Origin of the sequence: Pseudomonas sp. OVF7, assembly GCF_030644265.1 — a bacterium.
GTDB lineage: Bacteria > Pseudomonadota > Gammaproteobacteria > Pseudomonadales > Pseudomonadaceae > Aquipseudomonas > Aquipseudomonas gorinensis.
On the sequence record NZ_CP128996.1, the window covers coordinates 481,076 to 504,207 of the forward strand.

Here is a 23,132-nt window from a genome sequence, read left to right on the forward strand (position 1 = left end):
GTTAACACACTTGCTGACTGATACACCGCCATCGGAGGCAAGTCGAATCGTCGCACCGTCCCTCCCACATTTGATCTCCATCTGTCTGGAGATCTCGCACTACCAGCAACCCATGAATTCTAAGCGGAGCAGTTATGGTTGATCGGCACGACTACGTGGCCCTCGAATGGGTCAAGGGCGACATTGCCGAAACCCTGAAACAGGCCCGTTCGGCGCTGGACGCGTTTGTCGAAACCCATGACGGCGATGTGATCAGCCAGTGCCTGGCCGGTATCCACCAGGTGCACGGTGCCCTGCAGATGGTCGAGTTCTACGGCGCGGCCCTGCTCGCCGAAGAAATCGAACAGCTGGCCCTGGCGCTCCAGACCGGGCATGTCAGCCAGTGGGAAGAAAGTATCCGCCTGCTGCAACAGGCCCTGGGCCAATTGCCGCTGTACCTTGACCGTATCCACAGCGCGCGCCGCGACCTGCCCCTGGTGGTGTTGCCGCTGCTCAACGACCTGCGCAGTGCGCGCGGCGAAAGCCTGTTGTCGGAGACCAGCCTGTTCAGCCCGCAACTGCTGTCGATTGCGCCCTTGCCCAATGAAGTACTGGCCCAACGTGCGCCGCCGGACCTGACCGAGCAACTGCGCCAGTGGCACCACCTGCTGCAACAAGCCCTGGCCGGCCTGCTGCGCGAAGACCATGGCCCGAGCAACCTGGAAGACATGGCGCGGGTGTTCGCGCGGCTCGAAGCGTTGTGCCAGGGCGCGCCGCTGTTGCCGCTGTGGCAAGTCACCTCGGCGCTGGTCGAGGGCATGCTCACCGGCGTGATCGCCAACAGCCCGGCGCTGCGAAGCCTGCTCAAGGCCAGCGACAAACAACTCAAGCGCCTGCTGGCCCAGGGCATTGGCGGTATCAACCAGGCGGCGCCGGACGAACTGCTCAAGAGCCTGTTGTTCTACGTCGCCAAAGTCACCCGGCCGACACCGCGTATGCAAAGCCTGAAAGAACGCTACGGCCTGGATGAAGCCTTGCCCGACAGCGCCCTGGTCGATGCCGAGCGCGCACGCATGGCGGGGCCGGATCGCAATGCCATGGGCTCGGTGCTCGGTGCCTTGTGTGAGGAGTTGGTGCGGGTCAAGGAACGTCTCGACCTGTTCGTGCGCAGCGACCGTCAGCACACCCGTGACCTTGAGGCGCTGCTGGCGCCGCTGCGGCAGATCGCCGATACCCTGGCGGTGCTTGGGTTTGGTCAGCCGCGTAAAGTCATCATCGACCAGCTTGCCGTCGTGCTGAGCCTGGCCCAGGGCCAGCGCGAACCTAACGATGCGGTGCTGATGGACGTCGCCGGCGCCTTGCTCTACGTCGAAGCCACGCTGGCGGGGATGGCCGGCACCGTCGAGCCGGACAGCCGCGAAGAAAGCCGCCTGCCCACCACTGACCTGACCCAGATTCACCAACTGGTGATCCGCGAGTGCTGCCAGTGCCTGCAACAAGCCAAGGAGCTGGTGATCGATTGCATCGAAGCCGATTGGCAGCGCCAGCGCCTGGAGTCCTTGCCGGAACTGTTGAGCCAGGTGCGCGGCGCCCTGGCGATGATCCCATTGCCACGCGCAGCGAGCCTGATGCGCGGTTGCAGCGTTTACGTCGATGAACAACTGATGATCAACGACGCCGTGCCCTCCGAGGCGCAGCTGGAGCAGTTTGCCGACGTGATCAGCGGCCTGGAGTACTACCTGGAACGCATGCTCCAAGACCCCGATGCCGCCGGCGAACGCGTGCTGGAGCTGGCCACCCGTAGCCTGGAGGCGCTGGGTTACCTGCCTGCGGAAAAACCCTGGCGCCAGGCATTGGTGGCGCCGGAGGGCGCATTGTCGGCCGAGACCTCACCGAGCCAATCGCAATTCGACGCCCTGGCCAGCCCCACCTCGCGGCTGAACCCGCCGGCCCAGCAACGCCCCGGTAGCCTGCTGCCGCCACCGGCCGGTGAAGAGCCGATTGACGAGGAGCTGCGCGACGTCTTCCTCGAAGAAACCGAAGAAGTCCTTGAGCTGCTGCATCGCAACCTGCCGAGCGGTGCCGATAGAACTGCCCTCGGCGAAATGCGCCGTGCCTTCCACACCTTGAAGGGCAGCGGCCGTATGGTCCGCGCCCTGGTGCTGGCGGAGCTGGCCTGGGCCGTGGAAAACCTGCTTAACCGCGTGCTTGAGCGCAGCGTGGCTCCCGGCCCCGAGGTGCAACAGGTACTGGATGAAGCGGTCGCCCTGCTGCCGGAACTGATCGCCGACTTCGCCGCCGGTGCCCAGCGCCAGCGCAAGGAGGTCGACACCCTGGCCGCGCGTGCCCACGCCTTGGCCAGCGGGGTTGAAGCCTCGGCCGTCGAAGCCCATGACCCGATGTTGCTGGAGATTTTCCGCAACGAGGCCCAGACCCACCTCGACAGCCTCAATCACTTCCTGCAACAAGCCGCCGAGCATGTGCCGCTGCAAGTCAGCGATGAACTGCAACGCGCCCTGCACACGCTCAAGGGCAGCGCCTACATGGCCGGCGTGCTGCCGATCGCCGAACTGGCGCGCCCACTCGATCACCTGACCCGCGAGTACAAGGCTCACCGCCTGCCGTTGGACCTGGATGAAGTGGAGTTGCTGCTGGAAGCCGAGGACCTGTTCCAACGCGGGCTGCGGCAACTGGACAGCGACCCCTTGGTGCCGATCAAAGGCGCGGCGGACCTGATCAACCGCACACAGAGCCTGCTTGATCGTCAGCTCGAAGCCCTGCTCGACGCCCCCAGCACCGGCCTGCGCATCAAGCGCGATCCACAACTGATCGCTGACTTCCTGGCCCAGGGCATGGATATCCTGCTCGACGCCGAAAGCCTGCTGCGCCGCTGGCAACAACACCCCGGCGAGCGCCAGGAACTCACCGCATTGCTGGATGAATTGACCACCCTGGGGGAGGGCGCGCACGTCGCCGACCTGCACCCCATCGACGAACTCTGCGAAGCCTTGCTCGACCTGTATGGCGCTGTGGAAGAGAGCAGCCTGGCGGTCAGCGAGCGGTTTTTCCAGGAAGCCGAACAGGCCCATGAAGCGCTGATCAATATGCTCGACCAACTGGCCGCCGGCCAGGAGATCAGCCCGGTGCCGGCACGGTTACAGGCCCTGCGCGAGCTGCTCGATGATGCCCTCGACCCCTCTGCCACCGGCCTGATCAAAAGTGACGGCAGCCGAGCCCTGAACATCGCCGAACTGGGGGCCGCCACGGCGCGGCTGCACCAGGAAGCGGTACCGGACGATGAGATTGTCGAGATCTTCCTCGAAGAGGCCGTGGATATCCTCGACAGCGCCGGGCAGTCCCTCAAGCGCTGGTTGCTGGAGCCTGATGGCGTGGCACCGTTGTCGTCGTTGCATCGAGATTTGCACACCCTCAAGGGTGGGGCGCGCATGGCCGAAATCGGCCCGGTGGGCGACCTGGCCCATGAGCTGGAGTGTCTTTACGAAGGCTTGGCGGACCGCCGCTACAGCTACTCCACCGAGCTGTCCCAGGTGCTGATGGCCAGTCACGAACGGCTGGCGTTGCAACTTGAAGAACTGCAACACCACCAACCCCTGAGCGACTCCGGCGAGCTGATCGCGCGTCTGCGCGAGTTTCGCCAGAGCAGCACGCCTGCCGCGCCGACCGCGGCACCGCAAGGCGCGGCTGCGGATCCTGAACTGCTGGATATTTTCCTCGAAGAGGCCGCCGACATTCTTGATAGTTCAGGCAGCGCATTGCTGCGCTGGCAGGCTGAGCCGAACAATCGCCAGGAAGTGGAAACCCTGCTGCGCGACCTGCACACCCTCAAGGGCGGCGCGCGCATGGTCGAGATCGGCCCGATTGGCGACCTGGCCCATGAGCTGGAGTTTCTCTACGAAGGCCTGTCCGCCGGCTTGCTCGGCCCGTCCCCTGAACTCTTCGCGCTGTTGCAAGGCTGCCATGACCGCCTGGCGCAGATGATCGATGCAGTGGCCGATGGCGTGCCGGTCGGCCCGGTGGACAAGCTGATCGAGCGCATCAAAAGCCTGGTACACCCCGGCGTAGAGCCGGTAGCCCCGGTGGCCTTGCCGGCGAGCAAGGCCGAAGCGGCGGTTGACCCGGCCGCCGACATGGTGAAGGTTTCCGCTGACTTGCTGGATGACCTGGTCAACCTGGCCGGCGAAACGTCGATCTTCCGTGGCCGCATCGAGCAGCAGGTCAGCGACGCACAGATCGCCCTCAACGAAATGGAAACCACCATCGAGCGCATGCGTGACCAACTGCGCCGGCTCGACACTGAAACCCAGGGGCGCATCCTCAGTCGCCAGCAGGCCGAGGCCGAGCGCCTGGGCTATGAAGAATTCGACCCGCTGGAAATGGACCGCCATTCGCAGTTGCAGCAGCTCTCCCGTGCGCTGTTCGAATCGGCTTCCGACCTGGTGGACCTCAAGGAAACCCTCGAGCGCCGTAACCAGGATGCGCAACAGCTGTTGCAGCAACAGGCCCGCATCAACACCGAGTTGCAGGAAGGCTTGATGCGTACGCGCATGGTGCCGTTCGAACGCATGCTGCCGCGCCTCAAGCGCATCGTGCGCCAGGTGGCCGGCGAGTTGGGCAAGGACGTGGAGTTTGTGGTCGGCAATGCCGAGGGCGAGATGGACCGCAATGTGCTGGAACGCATGGTGGCACCGTTGGAACATATGCTGCGCAACGCCGTCGACCATGGCCTGGAATCCCGCGATGCGCGGTTGTTGGCGGGTAAACCGGAGAAGGGGCGCATCACCCTGGACCTGACCCACGAAGGCGGCGATATCGTCTTCGACATGCGCGACGACGGCGCCGGCGTGCCCCTGGAAGCGGTGCGGCGCAAGGCGATCAAGCGCGGTTTGCTCGACCCCAACCAAGAAATGAGTGACCGCGACGTGTTGCAGTTCATCCTGCAACCGGGCTTCTCCACGGCAGAAAAGATCACGCAGATTTCCGGGCGCGGCGTAGGCATGGATGTGGTGCATGAAGAAGTGCGCCAGCTCGGCGGTTCGATGTTCATCGACTCGACACCGGGCGCGGGCGTGCATTTTCGTATTCGCCTGCCGTTCACCGTGTCGGTCAACCGGGCGCTGATGGTGCAGTGCGCGGATGACCAATACGCGATCCCGCTCAACACCATCGAAGGCCTGGTGCGCGTGCTGCCCCACGAGTTGGCCGGGCACTACCAGCAAGACCCGCCGCGTTATGAGTACGCCGGCCAGCGGTATGAACTGTTCTACCTCGGTGATCTGCTGCACACCGTCAGCCGCCCGAAACTGCTGGGCCAGTACCAGCCGGTGCCGGTGCTGTTGGTGCAATGCAATGAGCGGCACGTGGCGGTGCATGTGGATGCCATGGCCGGGACCCGGGAGATCGTGGTCAAGGGCCTGGGGCCGCAATTCGCGGGGGTGAAGGGCGTCTCTGGGGCGACCATTCTCGCTGATGGCCGCGTGGTGCTGATCATTGACTTGCTGGCGCATATTCGCGCCCGGCAACCGGCCTTGCCGGCCCAGGCAGTCGATGCGCCCCTGATCCTCAACGATCCGCTGAAAAAGCGGCCGCTGCTGGTGCTGGTGGTGGACGACTCGGTCACCGTGCGCAAAGTGACCAGCCGTCTGCTGGAGCGTAACGGCATGAACGTCCTCACCGCCAAGGACGGTATCGACGCCCTTGCCGTGCTCGAAGAACACACCCCGGACCTGATGCTGCTCGACATCGAAATGCCGCGCATGGATGGTTTCGAAGTGGCTATCCAGGTGCGCAACGACCCTCGGCTGATGCGCCTGCCGATCATCATGATCACCTCCCGCACCGGCCAAAAACACCGCGACCGCGCCATGGCCATCGGCGTCAACGATTACCTGGGCAAGCCTTACCAGGAGTCGGTGCTGCTGGAAAGCATTGCCTATTGGAGCAAGTCCCATGCTTGACCACCGCACCAGCCAACTCACCGGCCTGCTGTTGCCCCTGGCCGACCGCCACCTGGTGCTGCCTAACGCCGCCATTGCCGAGCTGATCGACTTCCAGCGTGGCGAACCGGCCAGTGATGCACCGCCGTGGTATCTGCGGCAAGTGACCTGGCGGGATCGGCAAATACCGTTGATCAGCTTTGAAGCGGTGTGCGGCGAGGCGAGCGTGACGGGCGAACGCTCGCGGATTGTGGTGTTGAATGCGCTGGGCGGGCGGCCGACGTTGAAGTTTATTGCGCTGGTGATCCAGGGGATTCCGCGGTCGTACAAGCTCGATAGCGAATTGAGCTATGTGGACGTGCCGCTGTGCCCATTGGAACTGGCAGCGGTGCAGGTTGGAGAACATGTGGCGAAGGTGCCGGACTTGATGGGGCTTGAGGCGCTGCTGGTGGAGTCTGGGTTGGCCTGAGCCTGAGCCATGTGAAGATCCGCTGTGAGAGGGGGCTTACCCCTCCCACAATCTGTAGACCTCAATCAATCCGCGCAAATCGCTCAATCACCGGCTGCTCCCGATGCTCGGCCTGCCACAAGTCGTAGGCACTTTGCATCGACAGCCATAGCTGCGCAGTACTTACGCCGGCTCTCTCCAACCGGACGGCAAGGTCCGGGCTGACGGGAGCGTGGCCATGTAAGATCCTTGAAAAAGTTTCGCGGGCAAAGCCAAGACGTTTAGCCATTTCGGTGATGGTGATGCCCAAGGCTGGGACCACGTCTTCAAGCAGAATTTCACCTGGGTGAGGTGGGTTGTGCATACCCATATCGATACCTCCACTCAGTGGTAATCAAGATAATCGACCAGTTCGACCTGATCGTCGAACATTCGAAAAATGATGCGCCAGTTACCACTTATGCTGACGGACCAGTAGTCGATCAGGTCGCCCTTCAAACGGTGGAAGCGCCAGCCGGGCAGGTCCAGTGCATCTGAGTGCTCGGCCTTGTCCAGAATGAGCAGAACGCGGCGCAAGCGCTTTGCATGATTTGCGTTGATGCCTCTGGTTGAACCCGTCTCATAGAACGCCCTTAGTCCCTTATGTTTCCAGCTGACGATCATGGCGCGATTGTGATGTTATACATCACACTCTGCAATGGCCTTGCATCGGGTTTAACGGTCGGATTCATGATGTCTGCCCGTGGCACGATTCGGATGGAAAAGGCTAGAGAGGCGAGTTCCGAGCAACAACCTGAAAAGCCTGTCGGAGCATTCTGTTCTGCCTGTCGGTAACTTCTGGATCCTACAAACAGTCCTGTCTTGAGCCCCGTATACGTAAGGCTTGGATCGAATGGTTGTCTGAAATTTCTGTAAGTACGGACTCAGCACTTTTGCTGATTGTTGAGTGCTAGCTTTTGACGCTCAACCCCATCAGCAAGGATTCGCAAATGGCCGTTCCTCCCATGCCCCCAGGCGTTTCGCTGCAAGACAATATCGCCCAGGCCAACAACCGCAGGATGCATTTGAAGCCCGGTTCGGCGTTCACCTATTCATGGTTTTATTCACAGGTCAGAGGACGTGGCCCTTGGGATTACAAACAGAAAAGTCGTGAGTACGAGGCGTTCGGTAACTTCAACTATGGCGTTACCGGTACGGTGTTGGGGATTCCGGAAAGCGTGTTATTGAGAGCGGCCGGTGTTGCGCAAAAGGCGGCGGGGACATCTCGAACGGAGTTTGGAGACTGGTGGGGGGATGCGCCTTATGGCGATGACCATAGCGACCAGCACTGGATCAAGGAGGGCATCGAATATGCCAGAGCTCAAGGGTATTAAGTGGTCGGTCCAGGTCTTGCTCAACGGGCTGCTGGTGGTGTGTCTCGGGTACTTGGGCGTTGGTTGGTTGATGAGTCCCGGTACACCAGAGTTGGATGAGGTAGTACTCAAGCATTCCTTGAGTAACGGCAACTCTATTTATGGGGTGCGGAATAGCCAGGGCGGCGCGACAGTGGGCTTTTCCTACAGGTACTACGTCCATAAGGATCTGGGTAATGATCACGAAATACTCACGACATTGGTGTCTACACATCCATTTCTAAAAACCAAGGAGCCTGATGTCCAAGTGAACCAGGTGGATGGAGTCATCCACCTCATTGTTCGTGGGGAGGTTTATGAGTATCGCAGCTACCCGCTTGACGCTTTGGGGGCTGTGAGCATCGACATGAGGCTGTAGGCCTGCTGGCTTCGGATTTTTCCTGCAAGATTTTGGGCCGTGCATGAACTTGTCGCGTGCAGCCCGCGCGCCAGTCTTCGTCCCGTCATCGCAAAAAACGGTGACACGGACGTGCAAGTCCGACGAAACTGTTTAGGCGTACAAACGCCCTGCCAACCAACGGGCGTTTTTTGTGCTCGCTGCTTTATGGCGGCTGCGCGCAGGAGGTCTTCGGACCTGCTGGGTGTCCTAAACAGGCCCGGTCTTGCACACCTGCGCACGGTCGCCACCCTCATTCGCGTGCAAGCGAACAGTGGCGCTCCTTACTGACTGTTTAGGAGTTTCATCATGATCAAACCTACCCCTAATCCGCCTCTCTTCACCGTAAACCCCCACCAAAACACCGAAACCCTGCTGGTCAACGCCAGCGAAACCCTGTCCTCCCTCAACGCACTCACCTGCAACCTGGCCTTCGACCTGGACACTTCCCAGCGCGCCATCATGCTCGGGATCCAGCAAATGGCCGAGTTTGGGCAGTTGTTGGTGGATCGGGCGCTGGAGCAGGTCAGCCCTTCGCTGGAAAAGGTCCCAAACAGGGACTGATCATTCCCTTTTTGGGACCGCGATCTAACAGACACCAATGAGCAAATGTGGGAGGGGCGGTGCGACGATTCGACTTGCCCCCGATGGCTTATTTGACAGTTGGTACATCACTTAGCTGACCCACCCTCATCGGGGGCAAGTCGAATCGTCGTACCGCCCCTCCCACATTTTTGATCTTCACTGGGCTCGGGTCTGCGTTTGCAGATGCTCCATTACTCCAACCGTAACGATCTGCCACTGAGCTTGATTGATACCCCCCTGAATCACTCCTAAGGTACAGCCCACGACAGCAAACCCGTGGAGCGACCATGACAACAATAATCAACCCCGACTCGCGCTGGACGCGGCGGCGCGACGAGAAGCAGCGGCGGCTCGAGCGGGTCAAGCACTACGCAGACGGGGCCGTGTTGCCCAGCGATAAAATCGTCGAAGCCCTCGAAGCGCTGATCCTCCCCGGCGACCGCGTGGTGCTGGAAGGCAACAACCAAAAGCAGGCCGACTTCCTCTCGCGCTCGCTGGCCAAGGCCGACCCGGCCAAGCTTCACGATTTGCACATGATCATGCCCAGCGTCGGGCGGTCCGAGCACCTGGACCTGTTTGAAAAGGGCATCGCACGCAAGCTGGACTTTTCCTTCGCCGGCACCCAATCCCTGCGCATCAGCCAACTGCTCGAAGATGGCCTGCTGGAAATCGGCGCGATCCACACCTACATCGAACTCTATGCCCGGCTGGTGGTGGACCTGATCCCCAACGTGGTGCTCTCGGCGGGTTTCATGGCCGACCGCGCCGGCAATATCTACACCGGCGCCAGCACCGAAGACACCCCCGCGCTGATCGAACCCGCTGCGTTCAGCGATGGCATCGTGATCGTGCAGGTCAACCAGTTGGTGGATGATGTCACCGATTTGCCCCGTGTCGACATCCCCGCCAGTTGGGTGGACTTTGTGGTGGTGGCCGACAAGCCGTTCTACATCGAGCCGCTGTTCACCCGCGATCCGCGCCATATCAAGCCGGTGCATGTGCTGATGGCGATGATGGCGATCCGTGGCATCTACGAAAAACACAATGTGCAGTCGCTCAACCACGGCATTGGCTTCAACACCGCCGCCATTGAATTGATCTTGCCCACCTACGGCGAATCCCTCGGCCTGAAGGGCAAGATCTGCCGCAACTGGACCCTTAACCCGCACCCCACGCTGATTCCGGCCATCGAAAGCGGTTGGGTGCAAAGCGTGCATTGTTTCGGCACCGAGCTGGGCATGGAGAACTACATTGCCGCCCGCCCGGATGTGTTTTTCACCGGTCGTGACGGCTCGATGCGTTCCAACCGTATGTTCTGCCAACTGGCTGGCCAATACGCGGTGGACCTGTTTATCGGTGCCACCCTGCAAGTTGATGGCGATGGCCACTCTTCAACGGTGACCCGTGGCCGCCTCGCCGGTTTCGGTGGTGCGCCGAACATGGGGCACGACCCGCGCGGTCGCCGCCATGGCACGCCGGCGTGGTTGGATATGCGTCACGATGATGCGCCCGAAGCCCTGCTGGAACGCGGCAAAAAGCTTGTGGTGCAGATGGTCGAAACCTTCCAGGAAGGCGGTAAACCCACCTTCGTCAACACGCTCGACGCGGTTGAGGTGGCGCGTAAAAGCGGCATGCCCCTGGCGCCGATCATGATCTATGGCGACGACGTGACTCACTTGCTCACCGAAGAAGGCGTTGCCTACCTGTACAAGGCGCGCTCCCTCGAAGAGCGCCAGGCGATGATCGCCGCCGTCGCCGGGGTGACCGCCATCGGCATGCGCCATAACCCCAAGGACACCGCGCGCATGCGCCGCGAGGGGCTGATCGCCTTGCCCGAGGACTTGGGGATTCGCCGCGCTGACGCCACCCGTGAGCTGTTGGCCGCCAAGAGCGTCGCCGACCTGGTGGAGTGGTCCGGTGGCTTGTACAACCCGCCCGCCAAATTCAGGAGCTGGTAAATGCGCGCCCTCAAACTGCATGAACTGAGCCTCGCCGAACGCCTGGCGGATATGGCCGTGGATGCGCTGATCGATGAAGCCGACCTGTCGCCCAAACCTGCCTTGGTGGACCGTCGTGGTAACGGCGCCCATAGCGATTTGCACCTGGGGCTGATGCACGCCTCGGCGCTGTCGCTGTGGCCGATGTTCAAGGAGATGGCTGATGCCGCGCTCGACATCGGTGAAGTCGGCTTACCCCTGCGCGAAGCCCTCGGCCGATTGGGCCGCGAAGGTGAGCAGGCGATGCTCGCCACCACCAACGGCGTGAACACCCACCGCGGTGCGATCTGGGCCCTCGGCCTGCTGACCGCCGCAGCGGCACTGGAACCGCAGTCCGCCCATGCCAGCGCCGTGACCTTGAAAGCCGCCAAACTGGCCCTGCTCAATGACCGCTACGCGCCTCAGCCAATGAGCCATGGCGCACACGTCGCCCAGCGCTACGGCGCACGCGGCGCCCGTGAAGAAGCGCAACTGGGCTTCCCCTCGGTGCTGCAACGCGGCCTGCCGCAACTGCACAAAAGCCGCCGGCAAAATGCCGGTGAACAGAACGCACGCCTGGATGCCTTGCTCGCGATCATGACCGAGCTGGCCGACACCTGCGTGCTCTACCGTGCCGGCCTGGAAGGCCAACACGCCATGCAACGCGGGGCCCAAGCCGTGCTGGAGGCGGGCGGCAGCGCAACCCTCGCCGGCCGCCGCCAACTGCATGAACTCGACCAACAATTGCTGGCCCTGAATGCCTCCCCCGGCGGTGCCGCCGACCTGTTGGCCGCCTGCCTGTTTATCGACCGCCTCGATGGAGCGTTGTGATGGAAACCTTATCCTTTGAATTCCCCGCCGGGCAGCCACCCAAAGGCCGTGCGCTGGTGGGGTGTGTCGGCTCGGGCGACCTGGAAGTGCTGCTGGAACCGGGCACGGCTGGCACCCTGACCATTCAGGTGCAAACCTCGGTGAATGGCGCCGAACAACGCTGGCAACACCTGTTCGAGCGGATCTTCCAGGAACAAACCCCGCCGGCCCTGAAGATTGATATCCACGATTTCGGCGCGACTCCCGGCGTGGTGCGTTTGCGCCTGGAACAGGGTTTCGAGGAGATCGGCCATGACTGACTTGCTCAGCAAACACAGCTTCGTTGAACTGGGGGCGCGGCAGCGGGCCAAGGCCTTGCTGGACAGCGGCACTTACCGAGAATTGATCGACCCATTCCAGCGCGTCATGTCGCCCTGGCTCAGTCGCCAGGGCGTGGTGCCCCAGGCCGATGACGGCGTGGTGATCGCCAAGGGCAGCATTGAAGGTGTGCCCGTGGTGATCGCCGCGATCGAAGGCAATTTCCAGGGGGGCAGCCTGGGGGAAGTGGGCGGCGCGAAAATCGCTGGCGCCCTCGAACTGGCCGCCGAAGACAACCGCAACGGGGTTCCGACCCGTGCCGTGCTGCTGCTGGAAACCGGTGGCGTGCGCTTGCAGGAGGCCAACCTGGGCTTGGCAGCGATTGCCGACATTCATGCGGCCATTGTCGATCTGCGCCAGTACCAACCGGTGATCGGTGTGGTGGCGGGCAGTGTCGGTTGCTTCGGTGGCATGTCCATCGCGGCCGGGTTGTGCAGTTACCTGGTCGTCACCCGCGAAGCCCGTCTTGGCCTGAATGGCCCGCAAGTGATCGAGCAGGAAGCCGGTCTTGAAGAGTACGACTCCCGCGACCGGCCTTTCATCTGGAGCCTCACCGGTGGCGAGCAACGCTTCAACAGCGGGTTGGTCGACCGTTATGTGGCAGATGATGTGGCGCAACTTCAAGAGACGGTCAGCGCGCTGTTGCAACAAGGTTTGCCTGCGCAGCAGCGCAGCCGCCAGGCCGATTATTACCTCGCGCGCCTGGCCGAATTGGACGCTGCACCGCAAATCGACCCGGCGACGGTTCGCGCTCTGTATCAGGGAGAACGCTCATGAGAGGCTTGCAGTGGTTTAACGCATTGAGCGCCGGTGCCACGCCTGTGGCCGATTTGCCCGGCTCGTTGAAAGTTGCCGACGGCGTATTGGGGGAACATGCGGTGCGCTTTATCGCCGTGGTCCCCGACGCGCAAAACCGCTTCCCCCGTGCACGCAACGGCGAAGTCGGCCTGCTGGAAGGCTGGGGGTTGGCCAAGGCCGTGGATGAAGCCATCGCCCGTGGCGACAAGCGTCCCATCATCGCCATCGTCGATGTCCCGAGCCAAGCCTATGGCCGTCGCGAAGAAGCCCTCGGCATCCACCAGGCCCTGGCCGCCGCCGCCGACAGTTACGCCCGTGCCCGCCTGGCCGGGCACCCGGTGATTGCGCTGCTGGTGGGCAAGGCCATGTCCGGTGCCTTCCTCGCCCACGGTTACCAGGCCAACCGCCTGATTGCCCTGCGCGACCCCGGCGTGATGGTGCACGCCATGGGTAAGGCATCGGCGGCGCGGGTGACCCTGCGCAGTGTCGAAGAGCTTGAAGCCCTGGCTGCCAGCGTGCCGCCCATGGCCTATGACATCGACAGTTTTGCCAGCCTCGGCCTGCTGTGGGAAACCTTGTCGGTCAGCCAGATTGAACAGCCGACGCAGGACGATGTGACGCGAGTCAGCGATTGCCTGGTCAGTGCGATCCAGGATATCGATAGCCGTGATTTGAGTGGGCGCCTCGGTGCTACTAATCGCGCGGCCTCCAGCCATGTACGCCAGTTGCTGCGGGAACAATGGTGAACGCTCACGATTTGCTCTGGGGCATGACCCCGGCGCATCTGCCCAGCGACGCGCCGGGCTGGGCGCTGGAGGCCATCGGCGCCGGTCACCCGGTGGTGGTGCGTCGCGCCATGGCCGAGCCGGGCCAGGTGGCGGTCGGTGTGCGCGGGCGTCTGCGTGAGCAGCGTTTTGCAGCGGCAATGCCCCTGGCCGCCGTGCAGCGCAGTGTGGCGCCGGAAGCCCTGCGCGACGCGATCTCGCCCCGGGATTTGCCGGCGTTGCGCGCACTCGATCAACTGCGGCCGGTGTTGGCGCAGCAGACCTGGGGCGTCACGGGCAGCGCGGGTTTCGAGTTGGCCACGGGCATTGAGGCACTGCATGCAATGAGCGATCTGGATTTGCTCCTGCGCACGCCCGCGCCGCTTGACCGACGGGATGCACAAGACCTGCTGGCGATCCTGGACACCGCGGCCTGCGCCGTGGACCTGCAACTGCAAACCCCGTTCGGTGCCGTCGCCTTGCGCGAATGGGCCGGCGGCTCGCGGCGGGTGCTGTTGAAAACCGCGCGTGGCGCACACCTTGTGCTCGATCCCTGGCAGGCCGTGGCATGAGCAGCCTGCTGGTGTTTCCGGGGCAGGGCGCGCAGCGTCCGGGCATGCTCACGCGGTTGCCCGTCTCGGTACTGGACGAAGCCAGCGATGCCCTCGGTGAAGACGTGCGCCAGCTCGATTCGGCGCAAGCCTTGGCCAGTACCCGCGCGGTGCAGCTGTGTCTGTTGATCGCGGGTGTGGCCCATGCGCGCTTGCTGGAGCGCACACCGGATTACGTAGCGGGCTTGTCCATCGGGGCGTATCCGGCGGCGGTCATTGCCGGTGCCCTGGACTTGGCGGACGCTGTCAGGCTGGTCAGCCTGCGGGGTGAACTGATGCAGCACGCTTATCCACAAGGCTACGGCATGACCGCGCTGATCGGCCCTGAGTTATCCACCGTCGAAGCTCTGCTGGCCGATATCCACAGCCCGCAGACCCCGGTATACCTGGCCAATATCAACGCCGATAACCAGACCGTCATCGCCGGTAGCGACGAGGCGATGAAGCAGGTCGCGGCACGCATCAAAGGCAACGGCATCGCCAAGCGCCTGGCCGTGAGCGTGCCGTCCCATTGCGCGCTGCTGGAACAACCTGCCCGGGCACTGGCCCAGGCGTTTGTCACGCTTAAAGCGCCGCGCATCACTTACCTGAGCAGTACCCGGGCGCGTCCCATTCACAACCCCGAGCACTTGCGCGACGACCTGGCCTTCAACATGTGCCGCGTCGTCGACTGGCGCGGCACCGTGCAAAGCGCCTATGAGCGCGGCGTGCGCCTGCAAATCGAACTGCCCCCAGGCAGCGTACTCACCGGCCTGTCACGCCGAGTATTTGAACAAGGCACGGTGATCGCCTGCGAAGGCGCACGCCTGGACACCTTGCAGGCCCTGTTGGAAGAGGAGGAGCGCCGCCACCGATAAAGCACCACCCAAGGCTTTCGAAGCACAACAACAACAATTTCGATCGAGCACTTTGAGGACAACAACAATGATTATTTACGGTGTGGCATTGCTGGCGATCTGCACGCTGGCGGGCGTGATCATGGGCGACATGCTCGGCGTACTGCTCGGCGTGAAATCCAATGTGGGCGGGGTAGGGATCGCGATGATCCTGTTGATCTGCGCACGCCTGTGGATGCAAAAGCGTGGCGGCATGACCAAGGACTGCGAAATGGGCGTCGGCTTCTGGGGCGCGATGTACATCCCCGTGGTGGTTGCGATGGCGGCGCAGCAAAACGTGGTCACCGCCCTGCACGGTGGCCCGGTCGCGGTGCTTGCGGCCATTGGTTCGGTGGTGGTGTGTGGGTGCACCATCGCCCTGATCAGCCGCACTCATAAGGGTGAACCGTTACCCGATGAAGAGCCGCTGATCGCGCCAGTGGGAGGTCGCTGATATGTGGGATCTCATTGAAAAAGGTTTGGAACATAACGGCCTGATCACCGCGTTTGCCTTCGTCGGCGTGGTCATGTGGATTTCCGTGGTGCTGTCCAAGCGCCTGACGTTCGGGCGCATCCATGGCTCGGCAATTGCGATCGTGATCGGCCTGGTGCTGGCCTGGGTCGGCGGCACCATGACGGGCGGGCAAAAAGGCCTGGCGGATCTGTCGCTGTTCTCCGGCATCGGCCTGATGGGCGGGGCGATGCTGCGCGACTTCGCGATTGTCGCCACGGCGTTTGAAGTGCAAGCCACCGAAGCGCGCAAAGCCGGGATGATTGGCGTGATTGCGCTGCTGCTCGGCACGATCCTGCCGTTTATTGTTGGTGCGAGCATGGCCTGGGCCTTTGGTTATCGGGATGCGATCAGCATGACCACCATCGGCGCGGGCGCGGTGACCTACATCGTTGGCCCGGTGACCGGTGCGGCGATTGGTGCGACCTCGGATGTGATGGCGCTGTCGATCGCCACCGGCCTGATCAAGGCGATCCTGGTGATGGTCGGCACGCCGGTAGCGGCGCGTTGGATGGGGTTGGATAACCCGCGTTCGGCGATGGTGTTTGGTGGCTTGGCCGGGACCGTGAGTGGCGTGACGGCGGGGCTGGCGGCGACGGATCGTCGGTTGGTGCCGTATGGTGCGCTGACGGCGACGTTCCACACCGGGCTTGGGTGTTTGCTCGGGCCGTCGCTGCTGTACTTCATTGTTCGCGGGTTGGTTGGCTAGCTTTGGAAGTTGTGTTGTCTGGTTTGGCCTCATCGGGGCATAGGTATCTACACAACGTTGGCTCAACGCTGAATGCCCGGAAAATAGGGCTGTTGTGGCGAGCGGGCTTGTCCCGCGTTGGGCTGCGTAGCAGCCCTAGTCAAGAAGAACGCGGTGTATCAGACACTCTGCAGAGGCTGGTTTTGGGGCTGCTACGCAGCCCAACGCGGGACAAGCCCGCTCGCCACAGGGAGATTTGTCAGGGGCTGAAAAGTTGTGTAGATACCCATGCTCATCGGGGGCTTGCCCCCGATGGCTATCTCAAGCCTGCCGATTGGCATACATCCGACACTCCGCCAATAACGCCAGCAAGTTCGGGTCGCGCTCCTTGGCCTTCAGGAACACCACGCCGATATGCTGCTGCAGCCGGTACCGCGCCTGCAGCGGTATCAGCTTCACGCGGTTCTCGTAGACTGCCGCAATCCGCCCCGGCAGCAACGCATAGCCCACCCCTGAACTGACCATGCTCAGCAAGGTGAAGATGTCGTTGACCTGCATCGCCACCTTGGGCTCGAACCCCGCCTGCTTGAACACACGGTTGCCATCCTGGTGGGTGGCGAAGCCTTGGGTGAGGGTGATGAAAGTGGCGTCGCGCACGTCGGCCAGGTCGATTTCCTGGTCGCGATCGAAGGGCGAGTCAGCCGGGGTGGCGAGGAAGATGTCGTCGGAGAACAGCGCGATCTGCTCGCAGTCGGGGTCGTTGGCGTGTTCGTCGAGGGAGATGAGGATCGCGTCCACTTCCATGTTCTTGAGCTTGTAGAGCAGGTCGAAGTTGGAGCCCAGGATCAAGTCGATATTGAGTTCGCTGCGCCTGATTTTCAGGCCCATGATCAGTTGCGGCACGGTCTTGACCGTCAACGAATACAGCGAGCCGAGCTTGAAGCGCTCGGCGGAGAAACCGGCGGCTTCGCGGGTCAGGCGCACGCTGTCGACCACATCGGCGACCAGTTTCTGCGCACGTTCTTCCAGCACGTAGGCGCTTTCCAACGGTGTGAGGTTGCGGCCTTCGTGCTTGAACAGCGGGCAACGCAGGGCATTTTCCAAAGAGTGGATGGCGCGGTGCACGCTGACGTTGCTGGTTTGCAGTTCGGCGGCGGCGCGGGCCAGGTTGCCGGTGCGCATGAACGCCAGGAAGACTTCCAGCTTCTTGAGGGTGAATTCTTCGTCGATCAGCATGGCCATGACTCTTGTTCGAATGCGCTCGATTGTGCCCGCAAAACCGCCCGGCGTCGCCGGAACGTCACAAGGCCCTTGCACTCTTATGTGCAAGGCGGGAGGCTTGCCAGCCTGCGGTTAACGGTTACAGGAGGTCAGTGTCAGATGTACCACGGGGAACGATTCAACGCCTGGAGCCATTTGCTCGGTGCTGTCGCGGCGTGTATTGGCGCTGTGTGGATGTTGGTGGTGGCGAGCCTGGACGGCAGCCCCTGGAAGATTGTCAGCGTCGCGATCTATGGCTTTACGCTTATGGTGCTGTACAGCGCATCCACCGTGTACCACAGCGTGCAGGGGCGGCGAAAAGCGATCATGCAGAAGGTCGATCACTTTTCGATCTACCTGTTGATCGCCGGCAGCTACACGCCGTTTTGCCTGGTGACCTTAAGAGGGCCGTGGGGCTGGACGCTGTTCGGCATCGTGTGGGGGCTGGCGGTGATCGGCATTTTGCAGGAAATCAAGCCACGTTCCGAGGCCCGCATCCTGTCGATCGTGATCTATGCGGTGATGGGCTGGATCGTGCTGGTGGCGGTCAAGCCGCTGCTCGCCGCGCTGGGCACGGCGGGGTTTATCTGGCTGGCGTCGGGCGGGGTGCTGTACACCGTCGGCATTATCTTTTTTGCCCTGGAGGAACGCCTGCGGCATTCCCATGGGATCTGGCATTTGTTTGTGATCGGCGGCAGCCTGCTGCACTTTGTGGCGATCATGCGGTACGTGCTCTAACAGCCAATGAGGTAAAAAATGTGGGAGAGGGCAAGCCCCTCCCACATTGGATCTCCATTGGATTTGGAGTTTTTTATTTACAGCTGTAATGGGGCAACTCATTTCGCTGGGCAAATAACGGGGCTGTGCCATCAACACTAAGGGGGGATAGGGCTGCCTGCTGAAATGCTGCCAGTAAGGTCGATTTTATTGATACGATTCTGGCGTGTATCGATAAAATTTCCATGTTTATTCAAGAGCGAACAGTCCTGAGACGTTGTGTTGTTCTGGGTTCGGAACTGTTGCTTATGTTTGGCGTTGGTTTGCAACGGTAGTCTACTTTTCTTTCGGCTTTTTGTAAGTAGTGGAAAAGCAGTAAGCCCCCATGAGTATTGTTAAGCCGTAGCTTAGCCCATTCATTGTTTTTTCTGGAGAAAAGAGAAGGCTGCTTGCCGTGACGGTGAATATAACTGAAACTGTCGTTATGAGTTCTGTGATTAAAAAGAAAGAGAATATTTCCTCTCTGCATGCATGATCTAGAATTTCATTTGATGTTACTCGGGTCAATATGATTCCGATCCCAGTCCCAAGAAAACAAAAGGCGGAAAGTATATAAAAATATAAACTATCCGTGCTTTCAGTGGCCATTGCCAGAGATATGGCAATAGTCATTAAAAAACAAAAAGATGAAAGTGCTGAGCTGGATTTTTTAAAAGTTAGCTTGGATAGCCCGGCTGCTCCGATAGCCGTAGACGCCAAAAAAACTAAAAAGGCTGTTAGTGAGCTTCCTAGCCAATATAAGCTTTCAGGTATGCCTGTAGAGGAGTTGTGGCGATATAGTAAGCCGATTGCGTACATGAGGATCAACATTTCAAAAGTGTTGCCTGCTATATATCCAAAAAACTGGCTGGGGTATTTAAATATTATTGTAAAGTGCTGCATGTAGTTAAGGTGGATTCGATGTTCTGAACTATTTCTTTTAGTGAGGATTGGCCTGAGGTCATGGTGAGAGAAGTAAATCTGAATAGAGCGGCATAGTAATATTGGCAACATCGTCACTAACATAGCATACAAGTAATATCCGCCACTCATCATGAGTGAGGCTATCAGTAATAAAGTTAATGGAGTGCCTATGCGTATGTGCAGGTGTTTTTTAAAGGCACCCACATAATCTGCGCTATGTCCAGTGAGGTGCAGATGGAGGTCGTTGTAGGCTGGCCTGAAAGATGACCTCAGGCAGCCAGTGCCTAGTGAGTCTAAGGTGAATGAAATGAGTATAAAGCACCAACTAATATACCAGTAGTCGAGTAATACAAAATAGAATCCAGCGGTTAAAAAAACAGCGCTTGCTAGCTTGAATGTGAATCCGTAAATTGTTGTGCTGGCCGTACCAAATCGGTTTACGAACGAATGTCCAGTGTAAAATTCAATAACCAAGGAAATTAACAGTTGTGTGATAAGTGAAAATTCTAAGGAAAAACTTCCGAGTTTAGGGTTGGTTGCTATCAGAGCCAACTCTAGTATTGTTACACCCATCGCGATGCCACCATATAGTGCGTCTGAGCGGGAGACGATATTGGCGGCGCTTTTCATAGGCTGACTCTGAAAGTTTTGCCGGGTTCAAGAACTAGATTTCTATAAAGGATTGACGGGGCATGAGCTCGACCATAAAACATTAGTGTCGTGTAAATAGAGTCAAGGTCGAAGGGGACTAAAGTGTGAGGGTATCCTAAGGGCAGGACGGAAGTGTATTTGTAGTACTTGTCCCTCCCGTTTCGAAAGTCTTCGTAAAATAGTAGTTCGGAATCGATGGGTGGAAACTGAGTGTTTATCTTCTTGAAAAAAATTTCACACGCGGCGGCGTTTAGGTTTTTGTAGATTTTCGAGGTTTTATCAAAGCGATCAAATACGTCGATTAGAACGTCCTCCCCGTGAATGGATTCTAAGTATCTGATCGTATGTGGCCAGCGTCTACTAATGTGCCTAGAGATGTCTAAATACCTTCTGATGCTTTCAAATGAGAAGTGTTTTTCTTCTGGGGATGTTGGATTTGATAATAAGTTATTAGATTCATATATTTTTGAGAAAAGCATAGTTGTTGAGAGTTTGCAGGTTTCTTTCATTTTTTATTCGCATCCCTAAGCGCATTTTTTATGAGGGATATATTGCTGTTTTCAACTTCTAATGGTGCTCCCTCCATTTCCAATAAGACGTTATGTGTTTTTCGGGTTTTTATTATCGTATTTTTGAAGGCCTCCATGAGTTCATTGTTGAAAGGGTCTGAGTGTTGGTCAAGCCAGACGGGAATACCATTCCATAGCCAAGACTTTACTCCTGAGATGTGTACAGTTTTAATTAGATTCCAGATTTCGTGGGTAGCGCAGGGTAAATCGAACGCTAGGCCTTTAGTTTTGCAGTAGCCCAGATAATGTCCAATATCAAGCGCCATCATGCATTCAGAGCGCCTGCATAGCTCTAGGTAAAATCCCCAAAACTCTATATTTCCAAATTCGCTATAGATTGGCGGGTTTTCTAAGACTATGGGTATTTGAAAGTAGTCATTTATGATTCTGGCATTGTCAGCAGTGGTTTTTAATGTTGTTTTGTTCATGGGTGGATTGGTTTGATGGGCGCCCAAAAAGAGGTTGCCGTTCCTCCATATTCCGATATCTTCCTCTATATAAATGATAGGAAGTGTGGCCAGTGCCTCCTTGAGGCTTTTTAAATCCGCCATGTCAATAACCCCAGAAAAATTGATGTCTACGGGGTGTGCTGACATTGTAAAATCTGCGGATAGGCATGTCTCAACTAACGAATTTTCTATTTTGTCCCATGGGCGTATGCCCAAACTAAAGTGACGAATCGGTGTGTGATGATATATATGGTTGATGTCATTGCGATGCTGAATGAACTGTTTTAGTTTTTCTATGTCGCCGCTAACGCCTATGCGAATTGAACGTTCTTTCATAAAACACCTGTTTGAAGGCTGGTTATAAAGATTTACCTATGAGTTCACCTTTTCTCCCTCCTGAACCAGTTGTCGGTGTTTCTAGAATTTTGAGTTTGGGGGCGTTGATTGCATTGTCATTGGCGATAGCTTTATTGATTTTAGTTACATAGTTAATAAAAAAAATTCTTACGGTTAATTTCAGTTGTTTTATCTGGGTTGTGACAAAGCCACCATAATACTTGGAATGGCATATGTTTTAAGTGAATATTTAGCAAGGATAAGTAGGCAACTTCGGTAAGTGAAGTGGATGTCCCGACCTTTTCAATGTTTGATGCAATTGCTTGCTCGAGTTGGTTTAGTATGGGTTTTGCAAAGTTGTCTATATAGGCAGTATATATTTTATATACTTCGTGATTTTCAATAAATGCTCTGCTGTTTGGTAGCTGTATCAAGTCAAGCTTTGTACCTATCTTTCTCTCCAGATTTTTTCTTACGGGGGTTTCTGGATACAACATCATAATGTTGAAGTAGTGATCTAAGGATTCGTGTTCGGTCAGTCCGGATTTAACCAAGAATACTAAGTTCTCAATGATTTCTCTTTTTTGTTGGTCGTGATAAAACATTATAAAGTCAAGGCCGACATCTATTCTGTTGTTTTGTAGGGCTCTTACGGCATCAATATTGTTTTGTACAGTGACCTTTTTGTTCATGTAGTCTAGTTGGGACTGTGAGCCGGACTCGACTCCCATCTCGACAAGCCTTAATCCCTGCCTTACTAATTTTGGTAGTTCGGATTGCAATTTTAGAAGATAGCCTACGGTGGAGCAACTGCTCCATGTGACTCGACCTTCGAATAAGTTGTACAGTTTTTCTGAGAACTCCAGCACTCTATCTTTTCGAACAAAAAAATTCGCATCCATCATGTATATGTGTTCGAACGAGTACTGTGTATAGGCTTCTGCTATCCAGTTAACAAGCGTCGTGGCGTCGATGGCTCGCCATTTTGGACCCTCCTTGTCTGCTGCGACAATAGCGCAAAAGGAACATGCTAATGGGCAGCCTCGACTGCTCGTCAATGCTATGGCTTTTCTCTTTTTAGCATCATTTCTATCTGTGAAATAAAGGTTTTGTAAACGTTCTGAGGAGTATTCAAGGAGTGGGTTCTCCCAGTCTGCTGTGGGAAGCTGTATTTTTTCTATATAGGACTCTTTAAGCTTTCCAGATGCGGTAAGCCACACTGCGTTTGGTACTTTATTGAAGTGATTTTTATATATGTATTTTTTTCTTTGTTTTTTTGATTTTGTTTTAAGTGAGGTCTGCGTATTAACTTTATTAAATAGTACTATAAGTCTGGCAGTTGAATGCTCGCCCTCGCCACGTAACGCTAACTCAAAAATCCCTTTGGCCGCACGCAGGAAATCTTCCGCTGCTAGACTTATATGAGGGCCTCCACAGAAAATGAATGTTCCAGGCAAGGCATTTTTTATTGTGCCTCCCCACGTGATTGCTGCTTGCACATGACTGCTATATATTGAGATCCCAACAAGGTGTGGAGCCCAGTTGATTAAATCGGATAGCTCGTTAATATCTGATGTGTATAGATCGGAGTAGTCAAAGATTTTACAAGTTGCATGCTTGGCATTTTTTTTTACATACGCTGAGATATTCTGCAGGCCAAGCGGCATTACTTTTTGGGGGCCTTCGCCGTAGGGTAAAGCTACTAATGCGAGCCGACAGAGCTCGATAGGCTCACTCGTGCGAGTCGCTGAAAAGTAGGGAGCTTTTTTCATAATAACTCCTCGCTTCATTGGCGTTAGCCAGGTTAAAAAAATCTGGATAGCGCTCCGCTATGAGCGCAGACTTTTCGTCAGATTCTAGTGCGTCAATAAACTTTCTTTTCGATATTTTCAGAAGGTGCGTCCCGTTGTGAAAAAAGCAATACCCTAGCTCAGTTAGGCAAATTACTTCGGGCTTCGTTTTTATTCTCATACGATGTTTATCCATCCACTCCCAATAATTGGGCACCGGCTTTACAGTGCC

21 protein-coding genes are annotated in these 23,132 nt (G+C 57.9%); 15 read left to right on the forward strand and 6 right to left on the reverse strand.

The window, feature by feature from the left end; genetic code table 11:
• Positions 1-134 precede the first annotated feature (134 nt).
• Positions 135-5,954, forward strand: a complete 5,820-nt coding sequence (locus tag QU606_RS02205) for an Hpt domain-containing protein (RefSeq protein WP_304998064.1) — start codon at positions 135-137, stop codon at positions 5,952-5,954.
• Complete coding sequence (locus QU606_RS02210) at positions 5,947-6,402, forward strand: chemotaxis protein CheW (protein WP_304998065.1); 456 nt, start codon at positions 5,947-5,949, stop codon at positions 6,400-6,402. Before QU606_RS02205 ends, QU606_RS02210 begins: the two co-directional genes overlap by 8 nt.
• A gap of 61 nt (positions 6,403-6,463) precedes the next feature.
• On the opposite strand, the gene QU606_RS02215 is transcribed toward QU606_RS02210, so the two are convergent.
• A complete protein-coding gene (locus QU606_RS02215) occupies positions 6,464-6,751 on the reverse strand; it encodes a HigA family addiction module antitoxin (RefSeq protein ID WP_102623709.1) in 288 nt (95 codons plus the stop codon).
• 14 nt (positions 6,752-6,765) lie between these two features.
• Positions 6,766-7,044, reverse strand: a complete 279-nt coding sequence (locus QU606_RS02220; RefSeq protein WP_304998066.1) for a type II toxin-antitoxin system RelE/ParE family toxin — start codon at positions 7,042-7,044, stop codon at positions 6,766-6,768.
• Positions 7,045-7,370: 326 nt separating this feature from the next.
• On the opposite strand from QU606_RS02220, the gene QU606_RS02225 reads away from it, so the two are divergent.
• From QU606_RS02225 to madM, 12 genes are all read left to right on the forward strand, one after another.
• Positions 7,371-7,754 (forward strand): polymorphic toxin type 44 domain-containing protein, encoded by a 384-nt coding sequence (locus QU606_RS02225; protein WP_304998067.1) that lies wholly within the window; start codon positions 7,371-7,373, stop codon positions 7,752-7,754.
• Complete coding sequence (locus QU606_RS02230) at positions 7,732-8,151, forward strand: hypothetical protein (protein WP_069077205.1); 420 nt, start codon at positions 7,732-7,734, stop codon at positions 8,149-8,151. The genes QU606_RS02225 and QU606_RS02230 overlap by 23 nt, the downstream gene beginning before the upstream one ends.
• A gap of 327 nt (positions 8,152-8,478) precedes the next feature.
• The gene (locus tag QU606_RS02235) at positions 8,479-8,733 is read left to right on the forward strand and encodes a DUF6124 family protein (protein ID WP_069077206.1); all 255 of its coding nucleotides are present in this window, start codon (positions 8,479-8,481) and stop codon (positions 8,731-8,733) included.
• A 308-nt stretch (positions 8,734-9,041) separates the two neighbouring features.
• Entirely contained in the window at positions 9,042-10,712 is a 1,671-nt protein-coding gene (gene mdcA / locus QU606_RS02240) for a malonate decarboxylase subunit alpha (protein WP_304998068.1), read from the forward strand.
• Entirely contained in the window at positions 10,713-11,561 is an 849-nt protein-coding gene (locus tag QU606_RS02245) for a triphosphoribosyl-dephospho-CoA synthase (RefSeq protein ID WP_024077887.1), read from the forward strand.
• Positions 11,561-11,860: a malonate decarboxylase subunit delta gene (locus QU606_RS02250; RefSeq protein WP_024077886.1), complete on the forward strand. Its 300-nt coding sequence runs from the start codon at positions 11,561-11,563 to the stop codon at positions 11,858-11,860. The genes QU606_RS02245 and QU606_RS02250 overlap by 1 nt, the downstream gene beginning before the upstream one ends.
• A complete protein-coding gene (locus QU606_RS02255) occupies positions 11,853-12,695 on the forward strand; it encodes a biotin-independent malonate decarboxylase subunit beta (protein ID WP_150295644.1) in 843 nt (280 codons plus the stop codon). Before QU606_RS02250 ends, QU606_RS02255 begins: the two co-directional genes overlap by 8 nt.
• Complete coding sequence (mdcE, locus tag QU606_RS02260) at positions 12,692-13,462, forward strand: biotin-independent malonate decarboxylase subunit gamma (RefSeq protein WP_069077208.1); 771 nt, start codon at positions 12,692-12,694, stop codon at positions 13,460-13,462. The genes QU606_RS02255 and mdcE overlap by 4 nt, the downstream gene beginning before the upstream one ends.
• Entirely contained in the window at positions 13,456-14,052 is a 597-nt protein-coding gene (locus QU606_RS02265) for a malonate decarboxylase holo-ACP synthase (protein WP_150295646.1), read from the forward strand. Before mdcE ends, QU606_RS02265 begins: the two co-directional genes overlap by 7 nt.
• The gene (mdcH, locus tag QU606_RS02270) at positions 14,049-14,948 is read left to right on the forward strand and encodes a malonate decarboxylase subunit epsilon (RefSeq protein ID WP_102623706.1); all 900 of its coding nucleotides are present in this window, start codon (positions 14,049-14,051) and stop codon (positions 14,946-14,948) included. Before QU606_RS02265 ends, mdcH begins: the two co-directional genes overlap by 4 nt.
• A gap of 67 nt (positions 14,949-15,015) precedes the next feature.
• Positions 15,016-15,420 carry a malonate transporter subunit MadL gene (gene madL / locus QU606_RS02275; RefSeq protein WP_015886323.1) on the forward strand — a complete coding sequence of 135 codons (405 nt, stop codon included), beginning with the start codon at positions 15,016-15,018 and terminating at the stop codon, positions 15,418-15,420.
• A 1-nt stretch (position 15,421) separates the two neighbouring features.
• Positions 15,422-16,186, forward strand: coding sequence for a malonate transporter subunit MadM (gene madM, locus QU606_RS02280; protein WP_024077880.1), 765 nt, complete (start codon positions 15,422-15,424; stop codon positions 16,184-16,186).
• Positions 16,187-16,486: 300 nt separating this feature from the next.
• Here madM and QU606_RS02285 read toward each other — a convergent pair whose 3' ends face one another.
• The gene (locus QU606_RS02285; protein WP_150054231.1) at positions 16,487-17,401 is read right to left on the reverse strand and encodes a LysR substrate-binding domain-containing protein; all 915 of its coding nucleotides are present in this window, start codon (positions 17,399-17,401) and stop codon (positions 16,487-16,489) included.
• Between the two features lie 144 nt (positions 17,402-17,545).
• Here QU606_RS02285 and QU606_RS02290 point away from each other — a divergent pair, with 144 nt between their 5' ends.
• The gene (locus QU606_RS02290; protein ID WP_024077878.1) at positions 17,546-18,163 is read left to right on the forward strand and encodes a hemolysin III family protein; all 618 of its coding nucleotides are present in this window, start codon (positions 17,546-17,548) and stop codon (positions 18,161-18,163) included.
• Between the two features lie 315 nt (positions 18,164-18,478).
• On the opposite strand, the gene QU606_RS02295 is transcribed toward QU606_RS02290, so the two are convergent.
• From QU606_RS02295 to QU606_RS02305, 3 genes are all read right to left on the reverse strand, one after another.
• Complete coding sequence (locus QU606_RS02295; protein ID WP_168232801.1) at positions 18,479-19,735, reverse strand: hypothetical protein; 1,257 nt, start codon at positions 19,733-19,735, stop codon at positions 18,479-18,481.
• A gap of 526 nt (positions 19,736-20,261) precedes the next feature.
• Entirely contained in the window at positions 20,262-21,110 is an 849-nt protein-coding gene (locus QU606_RS02300) for a DUF692 family multinuclear iron-containing protein (RefSeq protein ID WP_168232800.1), read from the reverse strand.
• A gap of 152 nt (positions 21,111-21,262) precedes the next feature.
• Positions 21,263-22,882 (reverse strand): B12-binding domain-containing radical SAM protein, encoded by a 1,620-nt coding sequence (locus QU606_RS02305; protein WP_304998069.1) that lies wholly within the window; start codon positions 22,880-22,882, stop codon positions 21,263-21,265.
• Positions 22,883-23,132 lie beyond the last annotated feature (250 nt).

Coding starts and splice junctions, on each gene's coding strand:
- QU606_RS02205 (WP_304998064.1), top strand. CDS start 135: ATGGTTGATCGGCACGACTACGTGGCCCTCGAATGGGTCAAGGGCGAC.
- QU606_RS02210 (WP_304998065.1), top strand. CDS start 5,947: ATGCTTGACCACCGCACCAGCCAACTCACCGGCCTGCTGTTGCCCCTG.
- QU606_RS02215 (WP_102623709.1), bottom strand. CDS start 6,751: ATGGGTATGCACAACCCACCTCACCCAGGTGAAATTCTGCTTGAAGAC.
- QU606_RS02220 (WP_304998066.1), bottom strand. CDS start 7,044: ATGATCGTCAGCTGGAAACATAAGGGACTAAGGGCGTTCTATGAGACG.
- QU606_RS02225 (WP_304998067.1), top strand. CDS start 7,371: ATGGCCGTTCCTCCCATGCCCCCAGGCGTTTCGCTGCAAGACAATATC.
- QU606_RS02230 (WP_069077205.1), top strand. CDS start 7,732: ATGCCAGAGCTCAAGGGTATTAAGTGGTCGGTCCAGGTCTTGCTCAAC.
- QU606_RS02235 (WP_069077206.1), top strand. CDS start 8,479: ATGATCAAACCTACCCCTAATCCGCCTCTCTTCACCGTAAACCCCCAC.
- mdcA (WP_304998068.1), top strand. CDS start 9,042: ATGACAACAATAATCAACCCCGACTCGCGCTGGACGCGGCGGCGCGAC.
- QU606_RS02245 (WP_024077887.1), top strand. CDS start 10,713: ATGCGCGCCCTCAAACTGCATGAACTGAGCCTCGCCGAACGCCTGGCG.
- QU606_RS02250 (WP_024077886.1), top strand. CDS start 11,561: ATGGAAACCTTATCCTTTGAATTCCCCGCCGGGCAGCCACCCAAAGGC.
- QU606_RS02255 (WP_150295644.1), top strand. CDS start 11,853: ATGACTGACTTGCTCAGCAAACACAGCTTCGTTGAACTGGGGGCGCGG.
- mdcE (WP_069077208.1), top strand. CDS start 12,692: ATGAGAGGCTTGCAGTGGTTTAACGCATTGAGCGCCGGTGCCACGCCT.
- QU606_RS02265 (WP_150295646.1), top strand. CDS start 13,456: ATGGTGAACGCTCACGATTTGCTCTGGGGCATGACCCCGGCGCATCTG.
- mdcH (WP_102623706.1), top strand. CDS start 14,049: ATGAGCAGCCTGCTGGTGTTTCCGGGGCAGGGCGCGCAGCGTCCGGGC.
- madL (WP_015886323.1), top strand. CDS start 15,016: ATGATTATTTACGGTGTGGCATTGCTGGCGATCTGCACGCTGGCGGGC.
- madM (WP_024077880.1), top strand. CDS start 15,422: ATGTGGGATCTCATTGAAAAAGGTTTGGAACATAACGGCCTGATCACC.
- QU606_RS02285 (WP_150054231.1), bottom strand. CDS start 17,401: ATGCTGATCGACGAAGAATTCACCCTCAAGAAGCTGGAAGTCTTCCTG.
- QU606_RS02290 (WP_024077878.1), top strand. CDS start 17,546: ATGTACCACGGGGAACGATTCAACGCCTGGAGCCATTTGCTCGGTGCT.
- QU606_RS02295 (WP_168232801.1), bottom strand. CDS start 19,735: ATGAAAAGCGCCGCCAATATCGTCTCCCGCTCAGACGCACTATATGGT.
- QU606_RS02300 (WP_168232800.1), bottom strand. CDS start 21,110: ATGAAAGAACGTTCAATTCGCATAGGCGTTAGCGGCGACATAGAAAAA.
- QU606_RS02305 (WP_304998069.1), bottom strand. CDS start 22,882: ATGAAAAAAGCTCCCTACTTTTCAGCGACTCGCACGAGTGAGCCTATC.